Origin of the sequence: Agarivorans sp. QJM3NY_30 (genome assembly GCF_050870855.2) — a bacterium.
Lineage (GTDB): Bacteria > Pseudomonadota > Gammaproteobacteria > Enterobacterales > Celerinatantimonadaceae > Agarivorans.
In genome coordinates this window covers 2,606,014-2,627,836 of sequence record NZ_CP194038.2, presented here as the reverse complement: position 1 = coordinate 2,627,836, position 21,823 = coordinate 2,606,014, and the positions used below count along the sequence as shown (strand labels likewise).

The window sequence follows — 21,823 nt, the reverse complement described above, 5'->3', positions numbered from 1 at the left end:
CGCTGCAGCTGGTGTTACTCGATGTGCTTGTTGCTATAAACAGGTGGCTTAGACTTGTTTTCTTAGCGATTGTTGTTAGCATTTGCGCCTCGTATGCAACCCTACGAGGTTTTATTCTTGCAGTCCGCTCTATCAAACTTGAAACAACAAATCAGCTTCGCTTTGGCAAAGGATCGTTATCGTCTTCAGCGGCAGCTGACTAAGTTAACATCCGACGATCTGGAACAAAAAAGTGCCGCTTTTGTTAAACTTGCTCAGGCTCTCGATCGCTCTTGTCAGTTAGCAAGTCGTCGACGAGCGACTATTCCTGTCATTCATTACCCTCCGCAGCTACCCGTCGTTGAGCAAAAACAAAAACTTTATGAAGCGATCCGTGATCATCAAGTGGTGATCATCGCTGGTGAAACGGGCTCGGGTAAAACAACCCAGATCCCAAAAATTTGTTTAGAGTTAGGCTTAGGGAGTCGTGGTTTCATCGGCCATACTCAGCCTCGGCGGTTGGCCGCCCGTAGTGTAGCCGCTCGTATTGCAGAAGAATTAGAGACTCCAGTAGGCGATTTGGTCGGTTATAAAATTCGTTTTAACGATCAAATTAAAGCGGATAGTTTAATTAAGCTGATGACTGACGGGATGTTGCTTGCCGAGATGCAACAGGACCGTTTTCTTTCTCAATACGAAGTTTTGATTATTGATGAGGCCCATGAACGTAGTCTGAATATTGATTTCATCCTCGGAGTGCTCAAGCAATTATTGCCCAAGCGACCTGATTTAAAAATTATTATCACTTCGGCAACCATTGATCCGCAACGATTTTCTAGGCATTTTAACGACGCTCCGGTGATTGAAGTCTCAGGCAGAACCTATCCGGTTGATACTCGATATCGCCCGCTTAACGAAGCAGAGCAAACCAAAGATGTCCTAGAAGGTATCGCCGATGCGGTTGACGAACTATATCGGGAAAAACCCGGTGACATATTAATTTTCATGAATGGCGAACGTGAAATTAGAGATGCGACAGATTACTTACAGAAGCGCCAGTTACGTGACACTGAAGTATTGCCTTTATATTCTCGTCTCTCTAATGCGGAGCAAAATCGCATTTTTGCAGCCCATCGTGGTCGTCGTATCGTGTTAGCCACGAACGTTGCCGAAACTAGTTTAACGGTGCCAGGGATCCGTTATGTTATCGACCCCGGTTCCGCCAGAATTAGTCGCTATAGCTATCGTTCTAAAGTTCAACGCTTGCCAATTGAAGCGATTTCTCAAGCGAGTGCCAATCAGCGTAAAGGACGTTGTGGGCGGGTGGCAGAAGGGATCTGTATTCGTTTATATAGTGAAGATGACTTTGCTGGTCGGCCGGAGTTTACCGATCCTGAAATTTTACGAACCAATTTAGCCTCGGTTATTTTGCAAATGCTTGGCTTAAGGCTTGGTAAGTTGGAAGACTTTCCATTTATTGATATGCCCGATCAGCGAAATATTAAAGATGGTTTGAACCTACTCGAGGAAATTGGGGCTTTACATCAGCAGCACGGGAAGCCAAGCCTTAGCGCTTTAGGGCGTGAGGTGATTAAGTTTCCCATCGATCCTCGCTTAGCGAGAATGATGGTGGCTGCGAAGAGTTTTGGCTGTGTTCAAGAAATGATGGTGATTTGTGCAGCCTTATCGATCCAAGATCCGCGAGAGCGACCTAGTGACCGTAAACAAGCGGCAGACCAACAACACGCACGCTTTGTTGATAAAGATTCCGATTTCTCGAGCTACTTATTATTATGGCGTTATTTACAAGAACAACAAAAGGCTTTATCAAGTAACCAATTTCGTAAACAATGTAAGCAGGAGTTTTTAGCTTACATGCGGATTCGCGAGTGGCAAGACTTAGTGTTTCAGCTTTCAACGGTGGTAAAAGAGTTAGGTTATCCACTGAGTCAAAATGAGGCGAATTACGATGCCATTCACCAGGCAGTGACCGCTGGTTTGCTCAGTCACTTTGGTTTTAAAGACAAAGAGCGAGAGTTTTTAGGCGCACGAAACGCACGTTTTGTGGTATTCCCGGGATCTAGCCAAGCGAAAAAGCCCCCTAAATGGGTGGTGGCTGCCGAGCTGGTGGAAACCTCTCGTTTGTTTGCGCGTGGCGTAGCAAAGATTCAGCCTAATTGGTTAGAAGCGCAGGCTGAACACCTGATTAAAAAGTCTTATAGTGAGCCACACTGGTCGACCAAGCAACAAGCGGTGATGGCTTACGAAAGCGTGCGTTTGTATGGTGTAAGTTTAGTGAGCAAACGTCTGATCAATTATGGTCGAATTGATCCCGTTGTGGCCCGAGAAGTATTTATTCGCTCCGCTTTAGTCGAGGGGCAGTGGTCAAGTAAACACAGCTTTTTTAAACAAAATCAGCGCTTACTCGAGGATGTCGAAGCCTTAGAGCAAAAGCAACGTCGCCGCGATGTGCGGGTGGATGATCAGGTGTTGTTTGATTTTTATGCCGCACGTTTAGCAGAAGATATTGTCTCTGCTTCTCACTTTAATCGCTGGTGGAAGCAAGCGCAGCGACAACAGCCAGACTTACTCAATTTTTCAAAACAAATGTTGTATCAACATGATGCGAGTCATGTGACTGAGCAGCAATATCCAGATAGCTGGCAGTTAGATGGCTTTGCGTTGGCCCTTAGTTATGTTTTTGAACCTAGTGAAGTAGACGATGGGGTGAGTGTCCATATTCCATTGGCATTATTAAACCAGATTGATTACTCACGTTTCGATTGGCAGATCCCAGCGTTTAGAGAAGCTTTAATTAGCGCTCTGATTAAATCTTTGCCTAAGCCTATACGACGTAATTTCGTACCAGTACCGAATTACGTTCAAGCCTTTATGCAAGCGGTCCCGCAGGCCGAAGGCGAGTTGTTACCAATATTGACCAAGCAATTACTCAGAATGACCGGCTGTAAGATCCCCGAGGATGCCTGGAATCTAGATGCTGTACCAGACCATCTTAAGGTCAACTTTAAGGTGGTGAATGATCAAGGTAAAGTCGTTTCTCAGGGGCGAAGTTATCAAGTATTGCAAACCAAACTTCAGGACGAAGTTGAGCAAACGCTTGCTGAAATTGCGCCTAGTGCGTTCGCCGAGCAAGCGAGTGTTAGTCAATGGAGCTTTGGTGAGTTGCCGACGATGATAGAAGAACAACGTCAAGGTTATCAAATAACCGCTTATCCGGCATTGGTGGATGAGGGGAAAACAGTGGCCCTTAAGTTGTTTGATAAAGCCGAAGAAGCGAGTTGGAGTCAGTCACGTGGCTTAAGTAAGTTATTGCAACTGAATATTCCTTCACCGCTGAGTTATTTGCAGCAGCATCTGCCTAATAAAGCCAAACTTGGTTTGTACTTTAATCCTTTTGGTCGGGTTGATGTGTTATTGGATGACTGTTGTTTAGCGGTCATCGACAAATACTCGCGACTACAGCCGGTGGATAATCAAGCGGACTTTGTTGCCTTATGTGATACCGTACGGGCCGAGTTGGCAACTGAAACTTTAGCTGTAGTCGTACAGGTAGAGAAAATTTTAAGTTTGCATTACCAAATTAATAAGTCCTTGAAAGGTAAAGTCGGTTTTGATCGAGTGATGGCTCATGCTGATATTAAAGCGCAGCTTGCTAGATTGGTTTATAAAGGATTCGTGCGAGAGGTTGGCGTAGCGCGTTTAGCCGATTTACAGCGTTATTTAAAAGCAATTGAAAAGCGCTTGGAAAAATTAGCGATCGACGCGCATAAAGACCGTTTAGCCATGCAACAAATTGAAACGGCGGTTGAACGGGAACAAGTCTTAGCCTTACCCATATATAATGAACAGGGTCAAGAACTTCGCTGGATGATAGAAGAGCTGCGGGTATCGCTGTTTGCTCAGCAATTGGGCACTAAATATCCAATTTCCTTAAAAAGAGTGCTGAGTCATATGAGTGAGTTACAAAAAGGGAAATAACGTTGGCATTACAACAATCAAAAGACCAGCCTCGCGTCGTAATTTATTATTGTAGTTTGTGTGGTTGGTTATTACGCGCCTCTTGGTTGAGTCAAGAGCTACTTACGACATTTTCACAAGAGTTGGCAGAAGTGGCTTTAAAACCAGCGAGTAAAGGACGTTTTCAAATTTACCTCGATGGAAAATTGATTTGGTGTCGAGTGGCTGATGAAGGTTTTCCGGAAGCTAAAATTCTAAAGCAACGAGTACGCGACCTGATCGCACCGGAAATGAATTTAGGACACAGTGACAAAAATAAAAAGGGCGCTGATTAGCGCCCTTGGTCCTTAGCAAGCTTTTTTGCTTAAGCAAAATTTGCTGAGGCAAACTCCCAGTTTACCAATGCCCAGAATGCATTGAGGTAATCAGGGCGAACGTTACGGTAATCGATGTAGTAAGCATGTTCCCATAAGTCACAGGTTAGCACTGGCGTAACCGTTTCGTCAGTCAGTGGTGTAGCTGCATTACTGGTATTTACGATCGCGAGACTGCCGTCAGCATTTTTGACTAACCAAGTCCAGCTGGAGCCAAAGTTGTTGACTGCGCTATCGGTAAATTTCGCTTTAAATTCTTCGAAAGAACCAAAACTTGCGTCAATGGCTGCTGCAAGTGCTCCACTTGGTTGACCGCCAGCATTTGGCGCCAAGCAGTTCCAGTAAAAGGTATGGTTCCAAACTTGCGCTGCGTTGTTAAATACGCCGCCAGTGGAATTTTTAACGATTTCTTCTAAACTTTTCTCAGCTAAATCAGTGCCTTCGATTAAACCATTTAGTTTTACCACATAGGTATTGTGGTGTTTACCGTAGTGGAAAGATAAGGTCTCAGCAGAGATGTGCGGTTCTAACGCGTCTTGTGCATAAGGTAGTTCAGGTAGTGTAAAAGCCATGTTTCTCTCTCCTTGTAATAATTGGCTGAAGCAACAGCACAATATTTTATATAGTAAAAACTTTACAAACTAGTTTAGCATTACAACAGTAGGCGGAAAAGCAAAAATATTAAAAAATATTGATCTAGCTCAAAGTGGTGAAATCAGAGATTTTTTTTGCTACGGTATAGTCATAGCACCTAGAATAGACTTAGTGTAAAAAATTAGAGAATTTTAAAATGGAAACTGTTGATAAAATTAAGCAGCAAATTGCTGAAAACCCGATCCTACTCTACATGAAAGGTTCTCCGAAGTTCCCTAGTTGTGGTTTCTCAGCGCAAACGGTTGAAGCTTTAATGCAATGTGGTGAACGTTTTGCCTATGTCGATATTTTGCAAAACCCTGACATTCGCGCTGAACTGCCTAACTATGCTGATTGGCCAACTTTCCCACAACTGTGGGTTGAAGGCGAATTAGTTGGCGGTTGTGACATCGTGATGGAGATGTTCCGCAGTGGCGAATTACACCCTTTAATTAAAGATACGGCGGCAAAACATCCTGCGCCAGAAAGTGAGGCTGAATAGACTAATATTCAGCTCTAATTGAAGGAATCAACCGCTCTTTATTCGAGTGGTTTTTTTTGTCTCATATCAAGTTGCTTAAAATTTTTCCATAAAAAGCTAAAATCAATGAGACATTTTGTGATCAAAAGCGTATAGTGCGCATCCTTTAAATAATCGTGGGCCAAATATGACAGAATCCAGCAGTACGAGTTTTGAGCAATTTGCTCTCCCTGAAACAATTTTAAAAGCAATTGCCGAGATTGGATTTGAGACGCCGTCTCCAATTCAGGAAAAAACCATTCCATTACTGCTGGAAGGACACGATGTACTTGGCTTAGCGCAGACCGGAACGGGTAAAACTGCAGCTTTTTCTTTGCCTTTAATCGCAAAGCTTGATCCACAATTAAATGTGCCGCAGATGTTGGTGTTAGCACCAACTCGCGAATTGGCGAATCAGGTTGCGGATGCAATTAAAGACTTTAGCCGTCATGTACCTGGTTTACGCGTACTTGCCATTTATGGCGGTGCCGATTATGGACAACAAATTAAAGAACTGCGTCGTGGCCCTCAAATTATTGTAGGAACACCAGGACGTACGATTGACCACTTAGAACGTGGTAAGTTGAAGTTAGATCAACTTAGAGCCTTAGTATTAGATGAAGCCGACGAAATGTTGCGTATGGGCTTTATTGATGATGTCGAACGCATCATGCGTGACATGCCAAAAGAACGCCAAACAGCGTTGTTTTCAGCAACCATGCCGCCAGCAATTAAAAATCTGACTAAGAACTACATGTCAGCTCCGAAAGAAGTAAAAATTGCCAACAAGACGCAAACAGTGTCTAACATTGACCAATACTATTGGAATGTTGCTGGTTTAAACAAAATAGAAGCTTTGGCTCGGATCCTTGAAGTGAATAGTGATGGTGCTGCGATTATCTTTTCGCGTACCAAAAGTTCGACCACTGAAATTGCTGAGCGCCTCGAAGCGAAGGGCTTTAGTGTTGCCGCTTTAAATGGTGATATGAATCAAACTATGCGCGAGCGTACGATTACTCGTTTAAAATCGAGTAAGTTAGATATTGTTGTTGCAACCGATGTTGCTGCACGTGGTCTAGATGTAGAGCGTATTGGCCTCGTGGTTAACTTCGATATTCCTTATGACGCCGAGGCTTACGTCCACCGCATTGGCCGTACGGGTCGAGCCGGACGTAGTGGTAAGGCAATCATGTTTGTGGGTTATCGTGAGCAGCGTTTGTTGCGTAATATCGAGCGTACCACACGCCAAAAAATTGAAGCGATGGAGTTGCCTACCCGCGAACAAATCGAAAAGCAACGTATTGCAAGTTTTCAAGAGAAATTAGCAAGCGCGGTGCAAAATACCAAGTTAGAAGATTATCAAGCAATCGCTAGTGAGTTGGCGACCAATCTTGGTATGACCGAATTGGAATTAGCCACCGCCTTATTGTTCCAAAGTCAGTTAGCACGACCATTCAAGCTGCCAGCCGATCCTGAACCTCGTTCAGCTCGTTTCGCTGGTAACGACCGAGGTGATCGGAAGCGGGCCCCTCGTGGTGAACGCAGTGCACGCGGCGGTGAAAGAGGCGAACGTCCTAGTCGTTCTGAAGCGGGTGCGACCAAACGTAAACGTCGTACTGCAGATGTTGAAATGAATACCTATCGGGTTGATGCCGGTCGTGAGCATGGTGTACAAACCAAGCATATCGTAGGTGCTATTGCTAACGAAGCCAACATTAGTAGCGATTACATTGGTAGCGTGAAGCTATTTGATAGTTATTCAACGGTTGAGTTACCTAGCGGTATGCCAGAGAAAACTTTTAATCATCTTAAGCGTAGTTTTGTGCGTCAACGAGCAATGCGTTTAGAGTTGATTGCTCAATAGCAATAATCGCTAAAATTAATAGGAAAAGGTGAACTTAGTTTCACCTTTTTTTATATACTCTCGGTACCATTGGTGCACTGCGAGTTAAGATGCGTTTTTTTCCCCTTCTTGTTATTTCTCTATTGTTGGTTTGTGGTTTATCGCAAGCCGAGACAAAGCCCTTACGGGGCGCAACACTTAGTTATATTGGACCAGTCAGTCAGGCGAATAGCCAACAGTTACTGGTGCCTGCCAGTACCTTAAAAATTGTAACGGCAACTGCTGCAATGAAAATTTTAGGCGCAGATTTTCGTTTTAATACTCAACTCAGTGTGAAGCAGAACGAGCAGGGCTTAGACCTTCACCTTCATATGAGTGGCGATCCTAGTTTAAGCAGCAAAGATCTGAATGCATTACTGACCAGAGCCTTCAGCCGTTATGGCAAAAAAATTCATTCAATCACCATCGACGATGGTGTCTTTAGTGGTCACAATCGCAGTCGTGGTCAGGTGTGGAACGATATTGGGATTTGTTTTGCTTCGCCAGTATCGGCACTGAATATTGATGGCAATTGTATTAATGGCAATTTGAAACCAGGTAAAATCGGGCAATTGAGTGATTTACATATTAGTGATCCGAGCTTGCTTAATATGGACAATCAAATTATGACGGTGGCGGCTGATACTGCAGATTGTGAACAACGTCTGGTGGTTAAAGATCATAATCACTACCAGCTTTTAGGCTGTATACCAAAAAATGCCAAAATGATGCCATTACGCTTTTCGATTACCGATGAGCATCGTTACTTTTCGTTGAAGCTAGGCCGAGTGCTGGCGCAACTGGGGGCGAAGTATAGCGGACAAATACAATATCGTTCTCGGTTAGCTCCGTTTCCAACAGTTTTTACACATCAGTCAGTACCGCTGATCGATTTACTGAAATTTATGTTGGTTGAGTCTGACAATTTGACCGCAGATAGTATTTTTAAAAGTCTAGCCGCAGCACAAGGACGTAAAACGAGTTACGCAGTTGCGAGTAAAATTGTTTTGGCTCAATTGACTGCTTTGGGTTTGGATGTGAGTCAGGTCGTGATGCGTGATGGCTCGGGGTTGTCACGGGAGAACTTGATTAGTGCCGAGTTGTTATACCAGCTTTTGCAACGCTGGCAAACAGACCCGCAACTACAAGTTTTGCCTAGTATACTCGCCATCGCTGGAGAAAATGGCACGCTTAAATATCGCCGCAGTGTCACCAAATCTCCGTTAAAACATCATATTCACGCTAAAAGTGGTTATGTGACAGGCGTGATGAACCTAGTTGGATTTATTGAAAAACAAGGTCACCTAAGCCCGTTTGTATTTATGAGCAATGGGGTTGCTCTCAACGAACAACAGCGCCAAGCCGTGAAAGAGCGTCGTGTAGTGCATCCAATATTAGTTTATGAGAGAGATTGGTTGGAAAAGCAGTGGCAAGCTCTCAATTAGAAACATGCTTTGTATATGCATGAACATTCAGCGTTTAATACTCATTACTGAGTCTTTACTAGATTGTATATGGAGATAGACCCCTGATTATTAGCATAAAGATTCATTTTTTCTGTAATTTACATGTGCTTTATGCTTAGATCTGCGGCCAATAACAAGAACGCAATTCGCATACACAATTATTAAGAGAAAATATGAGTAATAACACCTCAGTGAATAATCGCTGGTCGAGTAATTTTGCCTACGTTTTAGCGGCAACAGGGGCCGCAGTAGGGCTTGGTAATATCTGGAAGTTTCCCTATATCATGGGAGAGAACGGCGGCGGTGCTTTCGTACTCGTTTACCTTTTATGCATTATGTTCATCGGCATTCCGGTGATGATGGCAGAGGTTTACTTAGGTAAACAAGGGCGTTCTACACCAGCCAACGCGGTCGCGAAAGTAGCGCTTGAACATGGACGTTCTAAACATTGGGCATTTATTGGTGGCATGGGGGTATTGGCTGGGTTCTTGGTGTTAAGCTTTTACATTGTGATTGCTGGCTGGGCAGTGGCTTATGTATTTAAATCGTTATCAGGAGATATCTCGGCAGCTGCAGGTAATGCTGAGCAAGTTGGAGCAATGTTTGGTGCTTTAACTTCAGATCCTTTGCAACTCACCTTGTGGGCAAGCATTGTGATTGGGGCAACCATTCTGGTCTTAGCAAAGGGGGTCACTAAGGGTTTAGAACGGGTGGTCTATTTGTTGATGCCTGCGTTGTTTGTATTGTTGGCAATGATTATGGTTTATGCCGCAGTGACCGGTGATTTTGCTGCCGCAGTTAATTTTATGTTTAAACCTGATTTTTCTAAATTAACTGTTCATGGCGTGATGATAGCTCTCGGTCATGCTTTCTTCACCCTCAGCTTGTCATCTGGGATCATGATGATCTACGGTGCTTACTTGCCTGAAGGCACTTCGATAGCTAAAACTTCTATTTATATCGCGATTGCCGATACCGTGGTTGCGCTGATGGCTGGTTTAGCTATTTATCCTATTGTGTTTGCTCACGGTATTGAGCCGAGTGCAGGACCCGGTTTATTGTTCGTGTCATTACCGATTGCTTTTGGCTCCATGCCAATGGGATCGCTTGTCTCTGTGGTATTCTTTGTGATGGTGGTGGTCGCTGCATTTACTTCTGCAATCGCCTTGCTTGAATCGAGTGCTGCTTACTTGGTTGAGCGTCGCGGCTTACGTCGTAACGTTGCCGCCGTTATTGCTGGCTTCGCCGTTTGGCTACTCAGTTTGGGAACGATTGCTTCATTTAGTGGTTGGGAATTTGCACAGATAGATGCCGGGCCCATGGGAAGCAACTTTTTTGAGATCCTTGATTATCTAACGGCAAGCGTATTACTACCATTAGGCGGATTACTCATCACTATATTTGTCGGTTGGATGATGCAGGGGGAGCGTGTTAAACAGGGCATTGGTATGAAAAGCCGTAACTTTAGCTTGTTCATGAAGAGTGTTCGTTTTATTTCTCCAATTGCCATTGCACTGGTGTTTTTAAACGCCGTTGGTTTGCTGGCATTTTGATATACAACACCTGATAAGTCGGCTTAGGCCGACTTTTTGCTTTTTAGTCCCTTTAAAATCGTTAGCAGCAGTCGCCAATATCTCTTACAATACAACTCGGTCTGTTTATCTTTTACGATTGTAGTCACTCGATTGACACTTCTTTGCCCAAGTACTCATTGATGTCGCTTTTTTAGTTTAGATTCATCAGCATATTGTTTTAAAATGGTTTTTTTAAACCTGAGCGTTTATTACAATTTTACGACTGAAGATAAACCGACTTAAACACGTTTTAGTTTATTTTTGAATTTCTACTAAAAGGAAGAGTCATGGCAGAACTAGCAGCCCAACCCGTCGCTAAATATCGTGCAGATTATCAAGCACCTCAATATACCATCGAGCAGGTGGATTTAGAATTTGACCTCGAGCCTAATCATACTAAGGTGACAGCGGTATCCAAGGTGCTTCGGGTCGATGCCTCCGCCGAAGATTTAGTCTTAGATGGGGAAAAGCTGCAACTGCTGTCCATCAAGGTCAATCAGCAAGCACACACCGATTACCACGTTACTGACAGTCAATTAGTGTTGAGTAACTTGCCGGCAAGTTTCGATTTAGAAATTGTGACTCAAATTAATCCAGTCGAAAACAAGGCCTTCGAAGGTTTGTATCAGTCAGGGAATGCTTTTTGTACTCAGTGTGAAGCCGAAGGATTTCGACGGGTCACCTACTTCCTCGATCGGCCAGATGTTTTAGCGACCTATCACACTAAAATTATTGCTGACAAAGCTGCTTATCCTTATCTACTCGCTAATGGTAATAAGGTAGCGCAGGGCGACCTCGACAATGGTAAACACTGGGTGCGTTGGCAAGACCCATTTCCCAAACCATGTTACTTGTTTGCCTTAGTTGCGGGTGACTTTGATTTACTTGAAGACAGTTTTGTTACCCAATCGGGGCGGCGGATTGCGCTCGAGTTATTTGTTGATAAGGGTAATTTGGATCGTAGTGAACACGCGATGCAATCCCTGAAAGAGGCGATGAAGTGGGACGAGCAACGTTTTAACTTAGAATATGATCTCGACATTTATATGATTGTAGCTGTCGATTTCTTCAATATGGGCGCGATGGAAAATAAAGGCCTTAATGTCTTTAATTCAAAATATGTTCTAGCGAACAAACAGAGCGCCACCGATAGTGATTTCTTAGGCATAGAAGCGGTCATTGGTCACGAGTATTTTCATAACTGGACCGGTAACCGAATTACCTGTAGAGATTGGTTTCAACTCTCTTTAAAAGAAGGCTTGACGGTATTCCGAGATCAAGAATTCAGCTCTGATTTGGGCTCAAGGGCCGTCAATCGGATCAAAAATGTACGTATTTTACGTAGTCATCAGTTTGCCGAAGATGCGGGACCAATGGCCCACCCAATTCGCCCTGATAAGGTGATTGAAATGAATAATTTCTACACTTTAACAGTTTACGAAAAGGGCGCAGAAGTGATCCGCATGTTACACACCTTATTAGGTGAAGCGGCCTTTCAAGCTGGGATGAAAACTTATGTTGAGCGTCACGACGGACAAGCAGTCACCTGCGATGACTTTGTGAATGCGATGCAAGATGCCAGCGGCAAAGATCTTAGCCAATTTAAGTTATGGTACAGCCAGTCGGGTACCCCTATTTTAAATGCCATTGGCAATTACGATAAACAAGCGCAGCAGTTTAATCTTAGTATTTCGCAACATACTGCGGCCACCGCAGATCAAACGCAAAAGCAGGCCTTACATATTCCGGTGTCTATCGAGTTATTAGCCAGTGATGGTCAAAGTTTAGCGCTTACTGCTCAAGGGCAAACGCTATCTTCAGTGCTTGAGTTAACATCGGCTGAGCAAAGCTGGGTATTTGATGGCATCACTAGCCAACCAACCGTGGTATTGCTGCAAGATTTATCTGCACCTGTAAAACTAGAAATGGATTATTCACTAACTGAATTGTTACTGATCATTAACCATGCGAGTAATACTTTTGCTCGTTGGGATGGCATGCAAAAGTTAGTCGCACGTTGGATGCAGCAAGCGGTTGGGCTGTTACAGCAGGGCCAAACGCTGAATGTTGCCGATGAAATTGTTGAAACCTTCCGACAATTACTCAATGATCGTCAGCTCGATAATGGTTTATTGGCTGAATTATTAACGATTAGTAGTGAAAACGAAATCGCCGATAGCTTTGCTGCGGTGGATGTCGATGCGATTGCTGAGTCGAGAGACTTCTTTATTTCTGTACTGGCCAATTGTTTAAGTGAAGAATTTGTATCCCTTGAGCGTTTATGTGCCGGATCTGAGCAGCAAACTCTGGCGCATTCTGATATCGCGTGGCGCTCTTTGCGTGCCGCTTGCTTACAGTATGTGGCATATATTAAGCCAGAAGTGGTCTTGGCAGCCTATTTTGAGAGTTCATTAATGACCGATAAGCTGGCGGCAATGGCAGCGGCTAACAATGCCCAAATTGAGCAGCGGCAGCAGATGTTTGATGATTATGAGCAACACTGGCAACATGATGGTTTAGTCATGGATAAATGGTTTGCCTTACAGGCTAATTTTGCACAAGGAGATAGTCTCGCTCGGGTTAAAGCCCTCACCGAACATCCGAGCTTTAGCATGGAAAATCCCAACCGTGTTCGCGCCTTAATTGGAAGTTTTGTAAATAATAACCTTCGAAAGTTTCACGCAAAAGATGGTTCTGGCTATTGTTATTTAACCGATGTTTTGTGTATCTTAAATCAACAAAACCCACAAGTGGCATCGCGCTTGATTACACCTTTGATCCAAACGGTAAAACTTGATCAACCACGTAAAGACTTGATTATTGAGCAATTACAACGTTTAGCAGATTTGCCAGACTTGAGTAAAGATCTTTATGAAAAAGTCACCAATGGTTTACAACAACTCAGAGCTTAATCAGTATCGTTTTCAGTATGAAACAGTATTATTTTAATTTACATATTTCATATCTGGAGTTTGAGCGGGTCTACCGAGGTAGTGCCCGTTCGGTGATCGCTGTTGATGATAAAGGCACGCGGGTGCAAATTCCCGCGTTGCGTTTTTTGTCCTTTTTAAATGCTTCAGGCATTAGCGGTCGTTTTGTATTATCGACCGATAACCAAAATAAATTCATATCTCTTCAAAAAATCTAGTGAACAATGTTGAATATATGTAAAAACATGGTTTAATTGCCGCTGTAGTTGTTCGAGTTATTTTTCGATTAATTTTTAAACCGGACTACACTCAAATAAACAATAAGCTGTTGTTTTACACAATAATAATATTACTCTACTTAGAAAAGGAATGCGTTATGACAAGAGCGCAGCAACACGCCTCCGTATTACTTAAGAAAGTCTATCAAATTGTTAACCAGAAACTGGATGCAAGGGCGGCGCCCTTAGCTGAGCAGTTTTTAACTCGGCTGTTTTCTGGGCTAGGCAGTGACGACCTGGCCAATCGCAGTGACAGCGACTTATATGGGGTCGGAGTTGGCTTATGGAATACGCTAAATCTTACGAAAACTTGTGACCGACATATTAAAGTCTATAACCCTGAGTTAAGCCGTCACGGTTGGCAATCTACCCACACGATTATCGAAATTGTTGTACCAGATTCACCGTTTTTAGTTGATTCGGTTCGAATGGCCTTGGTTCGCAGTGGCATTAATACTCACTTATTATTGCATCAACCAATGCGTTTAGACCGCGATGAGAATAATCAAGTGACCGCTGTATATGACGTGCAGCATAGTGAGTTTGGCAATCAAACCATATTCATGATTGAAGTTGACCGCCAAAGCGACGAAACAGCCTTGCGTAAGTTGAGTAACGAACTGAGTAAGGTCTTGGACGAAGTCGCAGTGGTGGTTAATGATTGGCAGGTGATGCTGCAAAAGTTAATTGATGTCACCGCAGACTTGGCCAAAACTAAAGGGCCAATAGACAACTATTTACTAGCTCAGAGCTGTGCTTTTTTAGAGTGGATGTCTGATCACAACTTTACGCTGATGGGTTATCGTCACTACGCACTCAAAGAAGTGAAAGGGGACTTTCAGTTGATTCCCGATGACGAAGGCAGTTTAGGTCTCTACCGAGAATACGTGACGAGTCAGGTAGTCTCTTTATCGAGCTATACCGAGGCCGGTCGTGAACTGGCGACGAATCAGACGCCGTTGGTGTTGAACAAGAGTAATCATAAGTCGCGAGTGCATCGTCCCGCTTATATCGATCACGTTGGGATTAAAGTTTTTAATAAAGCGGGTCAGGTGATTGGAGAGCATCGTTTTGTCGGTTTATATGCTTCTTCTATCTATAATCGCAGTCCTCTAGAAATCCCCTTGATTAATCAAAAGCTTGCTCGAATTATGGTTAACTCGGCTCTACCCGAAGGGTCTCATGCATATAAGTCATTGCTGAATATTATGGAAACTTATCCCAGAGATGAGTTGATCCAGGCGAGTGAAGAGGAATTGTTGGATATTGGTTTAGGTGTCGAGCAAATTCAAGAGCGCGACTTAGTGAAGTTGTTTGTGCGAAAAGATTTATACGGGCGTTTCTACTCTTGCTTGGTTTATACCAGCAAAGACCGTTATAACACGGCTTTAAGGATAGATAGCCAAGAGATATTCAAGCAACACTTTAAATCCACGGAAGAAGTCGAATTTACAACCTATTACACCGAAGGCTCAATGGCGCGCACTCACTATCTAGTGAGAGTAGAAAATAGCAATCAGGAGTTTGATTTGAGCCAGTTACAAACCAACCTAATTGAAGCCGCTAGAACCTGGGAAGACCGTTTATCAGATTCTTTGGTATCTAATTTCGGTGAAGAGCGTGCGATTCAATTAAGCAGTAAATATCAAAGTGCTTTTCCTCGTTCATATAAAGAAGACGTGCTACCGGGTTCGGCTGTTGCCGATATCATGCAATTTGAAGAACTCAGTGATGAGAATCAATTGGGGATGTTGTTCTATCGGCCCCAAGAAGAGAATATTAATAACAATCATGTCCGCTTAAAATTATTTCATTTGAATGAACCGTTACATCTTTCTGATGTATTACCGATGTTAGAAAATATGGGCTTGCGGGTGATTGGTGAAACACCATATCGCTTAACCAGCAGCGATAATAAAGTATATTGGTTGTTGGACTTTTCGATGTTGTTTGTGGGCGAACAAGCTTTGGACATCGAAAAAAATCGTGATAATTTCCAACAAGCCTTTGCTGAAATTTGGTCTGGACAGCTTGAAAACGACGGTTTCAATCGCTTGGTTTTGGCTGCGCAAGTGTCCGGTAGAAATGTTGCTTTACTGAGAGCCTACGCGAAGTATATGCGTCAGATCGGCAGTAATTTTAACCAAAGCTATATTGAAGAAACCTTCGCAAGTTACCCGCAAATATCTACCTTATTAATGGATTTATTCCATCGTCGTTTTAATCCCAGTCTAAAGCGTTCTGAAAAGACCGAAGAAAAGATAGAAGCGAAGTTAATTAGTTTGTTGGATGGTGTCGAAAACCTAGATGATGACCGAATTATTCGTCGTTACTTAGAGATGATTAAAGCAACTTTACGGACCAATTTTTACCAGCTTACTGCAGACAAACAAGTTAAAGACTATATCTCCTTTAAAATTGACCCACGGCAAATTTCGGATATGCCGCAGCCTGTGCCAATGTTCGAAGTTTTTGTTTATTCGCCGAGAGTCGAAGGGGTTCACCTACGGGGAGGTAAAGTTGCTCGAGGTGGACTGCGCTGGTCTGATCGACGTGAAGACTTTAGAACTGAGGTACTGGGTCTAGTCAAAGCTCAACAGGTGAAAAACACGGTGATCGTACCAGTCGGTGCTAAAGGTGGTTTTGTTTGTAAGCGTTTGCCTGCGCCGAGTGATCGAGATGCTTGGTTAACCGAAGGCAAACAGTGTTATCGCACCTTTATTCGCGGTTTATTGGATATTACCGATAATAATATTAAGGGAGAGATCATTGCGCCTCCCCAAGTGGTTCGACGTGACCCTGATGATCCTTATTTGGTGGTGGCCGCCGATAAAGGTACCGCAACTTTCTCTGACATTGCCAACCAAATTAGTCAGGAGTATCAATTCTGGATGGGGGATGCCTTCGCATCCGGTGGCAGTAACGGTTACGATCATAAAGGTATGGGGATTACTGCTCGAGGGGCTTGGGAGTCGGTAAAACGTCATTTCCGAGAAATTGGCGTAAATTGTCAAACCACCGACTTTAGCTGTGTCGCAGTTGGGGATATGGCAGGTGATGTATTTGGGAATGGGATGTTGCTTTCGGAACATACCTGTTTAGTTGCTGCCTTCAACCATATGCATATCTTTATTGACCCCAGTCCTGATGCAGCGCGTTCTTACCAAGAACGTAAACGGCTATTTGAATTACCGCGTTCCTCATGGCAAGACTACGACAACAGTTTAATCTCTGAAGGTGGAGGCATTTTCTTACGTAGTGCTAAGTCGATTAAGCTAAGCCCTGAAATTCAGCGTCTACTCGATACCAAACTAAGCAATGTTACGCCAAATGCTTTGATTCAGTTGATCCTATGTGCATCTGTTGATTTATTTTGGAACGGTGGTATTGGGACTTATATCAAAGCCAGTTCCGAATCCAATACCGACGTTGGTGATCGCGCTAATGATTCGTTGCGGATCAATGGTAAGCAACTTCGCGCGAAAATTGTTGGTGAAGGGGGGAATCTTGGGATTACTCAGCTTGGCCGTATTGAAATTGCCGAGAATGGCGGTCGAATTAATACCGATTTCACCGATAATGTGGGTGGTGTAGATTGCTCCGATAATGAAGTGAATATTAAAATTTTGCTCAATGGCTTGGTGACAAATGGTGATCTTACAGAAAAACAACGTAACAAATTGTTAGTTGAAATGACCGAAGATGTGTCACTTATTGTATTAGAAAATGCCTATCGTCAGAGTCAATCGATCAGTGCGACGGAACAACTTGGTGAGAGTACCGTTAAAGAAGTTAGCCGTTTTATGCATATTTTAGAGCGGGAAGGGCGCTTAAACCGAAGTTTAGAGTTTTTGCCTAGCGATGAAGAGTTATTAGAGCGAGAGGCAAATGGTCAAGGGCTCACCAGACCCGAATTAGCGGTGTTGGTTGCTTATGGCAAAATGGCCTTGAAAGAATGGTTTAATGTGTCCGAAGTAACCGAGGATCCCTATCTCAGTCAAACTTTGATTAAGTCTTTCCCTGCTTTATTGCAGCAACGTTATGTTGAACAGATGCATCAGCATCCACTTCGCCAAGAGATTGTGGCGACTCGTTTGGCGAATCAAGTGGTCGATGATGTTGGCTTTAACTTTGTCACTCGCCTGATTGAAGAAACGGGGTCGAGCGCCGCAGAAATTTGTACTTGTTATATGATTGCTTGTGAAGTCTTTGGCGCATGGGAGCTTTATGAGCAAATTGAAGCCTTGGATAATCGAGTGAATGCGCAACTTCAATTAAGCATGATTAACAGCTTGCGCAGGAATATACGTCGAGCCACGCGACGTTTCTTAACACTAAGAGATCGCTCCTTGACCATCGCAGAGCAAATAGAACGTTATCGCCCGAGTTATTTGCAACTACATCAGCAGTTACTGGACGTACTTGCCAGCGATGAGGTGGACTTGGTAAATCAGCAAGCAGATAAACTGCAGCAGCAGCATGTGCCAGCAGAGTTAGCGAGTACCATGGCCAAGATGGATTCGATGTTTTCTATCTTAGACCTCACCGAGATTGCTGAACAAGGCGAGCAAGATATTGTTGCGGTGGCAAGACTGTACTTTAATCTTGGTGCAAATATCGGCTTACATTGGTTCTTAGAGCAAATTAATATCCAAGCGGTAGATAACCATTGGCAGGCCTTAGCGCGTTCTTCTTTTAGAGAAGATCTCGATTGGCAACAACGGCAGCTCACCATGAGTGCTCTAAAATGGGCGACTCAGATGGAAAGTGAAAATGCTTTGGATGATTGGTTAGCCGCTCACGAGAGCCTTTTGCTTCGCTGGAATCAGATGTTGGCCGACTTCAAAACCGGAAATATCCATGAATTTGCGAAATTTTCAGTATTATTAAGGGAATTGAATCTATTAAATTTAAATTGCTCGGTAAACTAGTATAAAATACTGCCCCCGAAGCCCTGCATCTTCGGGGGTCTTATACTAGGAGTCTAAATGTATTACCCACTCGCTCGTAAACTAATTTTTCAACTAAATCCTGAATCCGCTCATGATCTGACTATCGAGATGTTTAAGCGTACTGGCGGAACCTTACTTGACAGACTGTACCGCCAACAAGTTCCAGCCAACCCAGTAGAACTAATGGGACTTACGTTTCCTAATCCGGTCGGCTTAGCGGCTGGTTTAGATAAGAATGGCGAGTGTATTCAAGCTTTTGCTGCAATGGGTTTTGGGTTTATAGAAGTTGGAACGGTGACCCCTCGCGCCCAGTCAGGTAACGAAAAGCCTCGTATTTTTAGGGTATTAGAAGCCGAAGGTTTAATTAATCGAATGGGCTTCAATAATAAAGGGATCGATTATTTAATCAATCAGGTTGAGCAGAGCCAGTTCAAAGGGATCCTTGGGATCAATATTGGTAAAAACTTTGATACGCCTGTTGAAAATGGTAAAGACGATTATTTAATCGGTATGAATAAAGCCTTTGCCCATGCCTCTTATATCGCAGTTAATATTTCTAGTCCAAATACTCCCGGTTTAAGATCCTTACAATATGGTGAAGCGCTAGAAGATCTATTAAAGGATCTTACTGAGCGAAAAGATCAACTTAGCCAACAATATAATAAACATGTACCACTGTTGATTAAAATAGCACCTGATTTATCAGAAGCGGAAATTGAACAAATTAGTGACAGTCTGATCCGTTATAAATTAGATGGGGTGATTGCAACCAATACCACCCTAGAGCGCTCAATGGTTGAGGGGATGAACCATGCTAGTGAGGCTGGAGGTTTAAGCGGGCGTCCTTTGCAATTAAAATCGACAGAAGTTATTCGTAAATTAGATCATTATTTAAAATCGAAGATCCCGATCATTGGTGTTGGCGGAATAGACTCAGGGATGGCTGCAAAAGAAAAAATGGAAGCGGGAGCCAAACTAGTTCAAATATATAGTGGATTTATTTATAAAGGTCCCGAATTAATTAAGCAGATTTCCAAAGTTATATAAAAAAGTTTTAAATTTATTTGTTATTATTGAGTTCACGTAGTACATTTGTTTATTAAGTGAACTCACATGGATAGATCTGTCTTTTTAAAATGTTAATACAACCTAATAAACAATGGCACTGGATGTTTGATACCAATAAAGGAGTAATGACTCTGGACTTGGGGCCTAATATGCTGTTTGTGTCTAAGTTGTGTAAAAAGCGTTGTGTTCTACATGCTCAAGAAGACAGTCCTTTCACGACCGAACAGACTCAGCTTTATTATCAATTTTTAGAGCAATTAGAAGAGGTTAATTGGTCTGAAGCGATTAAAGTTCAAATTTGTTTAAATGCTTTAGCCGCCGCGCAGTTTCTTAAACCGTTGATGCCGCAAAGTTGGTTTTTCAAGAGTATCGGCACCGTTCAGCAAAGCGATTTGCAATTGGGTCAACTGGTGGTACTACAAAGTGATTACGCGCATAGTCGCTGTGTGATTGTTGAGCGCAGTGAGCAAAGCTATACGGTGATGACCATTGAAGCAGGCTTGCAATTGGACCCGCGTAAAAGTTTAGGTCAATTTGAAGCCATTAAAGTGATGCACGATCGGGTCATGCCTCTCTCTCGTTTACTTCAACCATCTCGCGGTTTCGCCCAAACAGCTTAGGCCTGTAAAGCCTTCACCTCAATTGCTTAATTTCGGGCATAAGCTTGGTTTCACATTCAAATATAGTTACCACAAACTGATTGATGGACAATTGAGCGTTCTGATTCAAATCAAGCTTGTCGGTTATCAGCGTCAGCTCGGTCTAATTAATTGACTGTTTTACGGACGAATGAGCCGTGTCTAGAAGCATTAATTATTTAAAGTTACTGTGGCTAATCTTGAACTAATTCAAGTAATTGCTGCTGCATCCGCCGACTAATCAAGGCTTGCGCCTGCTGATTGGGATGGATCCCATCGTTTTGCATCAATTCGCTTTGGGTCGCAATATCTTCAATAAAAAAAGGTAAGTAATTGATCTGCTGTTGTTCTGCCAGCGTTTTATATAAGCTTTCAAAGGCAGTGGTGTAACGTTTGCCATAGTTTGGCGGAATGCGGATTTGCATCACCGCCACTTGTATACCTTGCTGCTTGGCGAGTTGCACCATTGCTGTAAGATTATCGGAGATACTGTTAATCGCTTGGCCTTGTAGGCCATCGTTACCACCAAGCTCAATAAGTAGCCAATCGACAGGATGTTCTGCTAATAAACTTGGTAATCTTCGTAAAGCACCGGCGCTAGTTTCACCGCTGATACTTGCATTAATCAAGTATAACGGCTTATTGTTGTCTCGATAGTGTTGTTCAGTGAGTGATACCCAGCCTTGCTCAAGGGTCATACCGTAGGCGGCACTTAAACTATCACCGAGGATTAACATCGATTTGGTATTTGCTCTAGCTTTGGTATTTATTGTCAAACAGAGTAAAACCAGCAATAAGCTGAATACGTAATACCCAGTTTTCCGAGTAACAATCATTATCGAGTACCTATTTATGTCAGTAGAATCACAGTCGTCTCCCTCTAAGATAATCATAAATGCAACTGGACTCAATCATCAGGTTGCCACTCCAAATGGGAGTTTGAGCTTATTAAAAGATATCAATGTGCAAATTAACCAAGGAGAATCACTTGCCATTGTGGGCGCATCTGGTTCAGGAAAAACTACCTTACTCAGTATTTTAGCTGGCTTGGATAGCGCCAGCCAGGGAGAGGTTGAATTATGCAGCGAAAAATTGTCGGCCTTAGATGAAGAACAACGGGCACGTTTAAGACGCGATAAAGTGGGTTTTATTTTTCAACAGTTTTTATTAGTTCCAGCCTTAACTGCTCTGGAAAACGTTATGTTACCGGCAGAATTAAAAGGGATCGCCAAGGCTAAGGAGTTGGCGGAACAGTGGCTAAATAAGGTGGGCTTAACCGAGCGCCATCATCATTATCCTAATCAACTGTCTGGTGGCGAGCAACAAAGGGTTGCAATTGCGAGAGCCTTTATTTGCCAGCCTGAGGTCTTGTTTGCGGATGAACCTTCCGCCAATTTAGATAGTGACAACGGAAAAAACATTGAAGACTTGTTATTTGCATTAAACCAACAATCGGGCGCGACCTTAGTTTTGGTGACCCATGAACGAGGTTTGGCGGAGCGTTGCTCAAGGCAAATAACCTTACAAGCTGGGCAAATGATTGACGGATAA

14 protein-coding genes are annotated in these 21,823 nt (G+C 43.2%); 12 read left to right on the top strand and 2 right to left on the bottom strand.

Features of this window, described 5'->3' with window-relative positions; genetic code table 11:
* The first annotated feature begins 117 nt into the window (after positions 1-117).
* Together hrpA and ACRRSX_RS12020 are read left to right on the top strand one after the other, a co-directional pair.
* Positions 118-3,978, top strand: a complete 3,861-nt coding sequence (gene hrpA, locus ACRRSX_RS12025) for an ATP-dependent RNA helicase HrpA (protein ID WP_432452964.1) — start codon at positions 118-120, stop codon at positions 3,976-3,978.
* A gap of 2 nt (positions 3,979-3,980) precedes the next feature.
* Positions 3,981-4,292 carry a SelT/SelW/SelH family protein gene (locus tag ACRRSX_RS12020; protein ID WP_432452966.1) on the top strand — a complete coding sequence of 104 codons (312 nt, stop codon included), beginning with the start codon at positions 3,981-3,983 and terminating at the stop codon, positions 4,290-4,292.
* 29 nt (positions 4,293-4,321) lie between these two features.
* Here ACRRSX_RS12020 and sodB read toward each other — a convergent pair whose 3' ends face one another.
* The gene (gene sodB / locus ACRRSX_RS12015; RefSeq protein ID WP_432452967.1) at positions 4,322-4,903 is read right to left on the bottom strand and encodes a superoxide dismutase [Fe]; all 582 of its coding nucleotides are present in this window, start codon (positions 4,901-4,903) and stop codon (positions 4,322-4,324) included.
* Positions 4,904-5,121: 218 nt separating this feature from the next.
* On the opposite strand from sodB, the gene ACRRSX_RS12010 reads away from it, so the two are divergent.
* The 9 genes from ACRRSX_RS12010 (at position 5,122) to ACRRSX_RS11970 (ending at position 20,254) form a co-directional block, all read left to right on the top strand.
* A complete protein-coding gene (locus ACRRSX_RS12010; RefSeq protein ID WP_432452968.1) occupies positions 5,122-5,466 on the top strand; it encodes a Grx4 family monothiol glutaredoxin in 345 nt (114 codons plus the stop codon).
* A gap of 166 nt (positions 5,467-5,632) precedes the next feature.
* Positions 5,633-7,348, top strand: a complete 1,716-nt coding sequence (locus ACRRSX_RS12005) for a DEAD/DEAH box helicase (protein ID WP_432452969.1) — start codon at positions 5,633-5,635, stop codon at positions 7,346-7,348.
* 89 nt (positions 7,349-7,437) lie between these two features.
* Positions 7,438-8,811, top strand: a complete 1,374-nt coding sequence (dacB, locus tag ACRRSX_RS12000; protein WP_432452970.1) for a D-alanyl-D-alanine carboxypeptidase/D-alanyl-D-alanine endopeptidase — start codon at positions 7,438-7,440, stop codon at positions 8,809-8,811.
* Positions 8,812-9,005: 194 nt separating this feature from the next.
* The gene (locus ACRRSX_RS11995; RefSeq protein ID WP_432452971.1) at positions 9,006-10,385 is read left to right on the top strand and encodes a sodium-dependent transporter; all 1,380 of its coding nucleotides are present in this window, start codon (positions 9,006-9,008) and stop codon (positions 10,383-10,385) included.
* A 308-nt stretch (positions 10,386-10,693) separates the two neighbouring features.
* On the top strand, positions 10,694-13,318 hold the full coding sequence (gene pepN, locus ACRRSX_RS11990; RefSeq protein ID WP_432452972.1) for an aminopeptidase N: 2,625 nt from the start codon (positions 10,694-10,696) through the stop codon (positions 13,316-13,318).
* Positions 13,319-13,335: 17 nt separating this feature from the next.
* Positions 13,336-13,554, top strand: coding sequence for a DUF2835 family protein (locus tag ACRRSX_RS11985; RefSeq protein WP_432452973.1), 219 nt, complete (start codon positions 13,336-13,338; stop codon positions 13,552-13,554).
* A gap of 158 nt (positions 13,555-13,712) precedes the next feature.
* On the top strand, positions 13,713-18,545 hold the full coding sequence (locus tag ACRRSX_RS11980) for an NAD-glutamate dehydrogenase (RefSeq protein WP_432452974.1): 4,833 nt from the start codon (positions 13,713-13,715) through the stop codon (positions 18,543-18,545).
* A 57-nt stretch (positions 18,546-18,602) separates the two neighbouring features.
* The gene (gene pyrD, locus ACRRSX_RS11975; protein WP_432452975.1) at positions 18,603-19,613 is read left to right on the top strand and encodes a quinone-dependent dihydroorotate dehydrogenase; all 1,011 of its coding nucleotides are present in this window, start codon (positions 18,603-18,605) and stop codon (positions 19,611-19,613) included.
* A gap of 122 nt (positions 19,614-19,735) precedes the next feature.
* Positions 19,736-20,254, top strand: coding sequence for a cell division protein ZapC domain-containing protein (locus tag ACRRSX_RS11970; RefSeq protein WP_439022886.1), 519 nt, complete (start codon positions 19,736-19,738; stop codon positions 20,252-20,254).
* A 212-nt stretch (positions 20,255-20,466) separates the two neighbouring features.
* On the opposite strand, the gene ACRRSX_RS11965 is transcribed toward ACRRSX_RS11970, so the two are convergent.
* Entirely contained in the window at positions 20,467-21,108 is a 642-nt protein-coding gene (locus tag ACRRSX_RS11965) for an arylesterase (protein ID WP_432452977.1), read from the bottom strand.
* Between the two features lie 16 nt (positions 21,109-21,124).
* Between ACRRSX_RS11965 and ACRRSX_RS11960 the strand changes: the two genes are divergently transcribed.
* Positions 21,125-21,823 (top strand): ABC transporter ATP-binding protein, encoded by a 699-nt coding sequence (locus ACRRSX_RS11960; RefSeq protein WP_432452978.1) that lies wholly within the window; start codon positions 21,125-21,127, stop codon positions 21,821-21,823.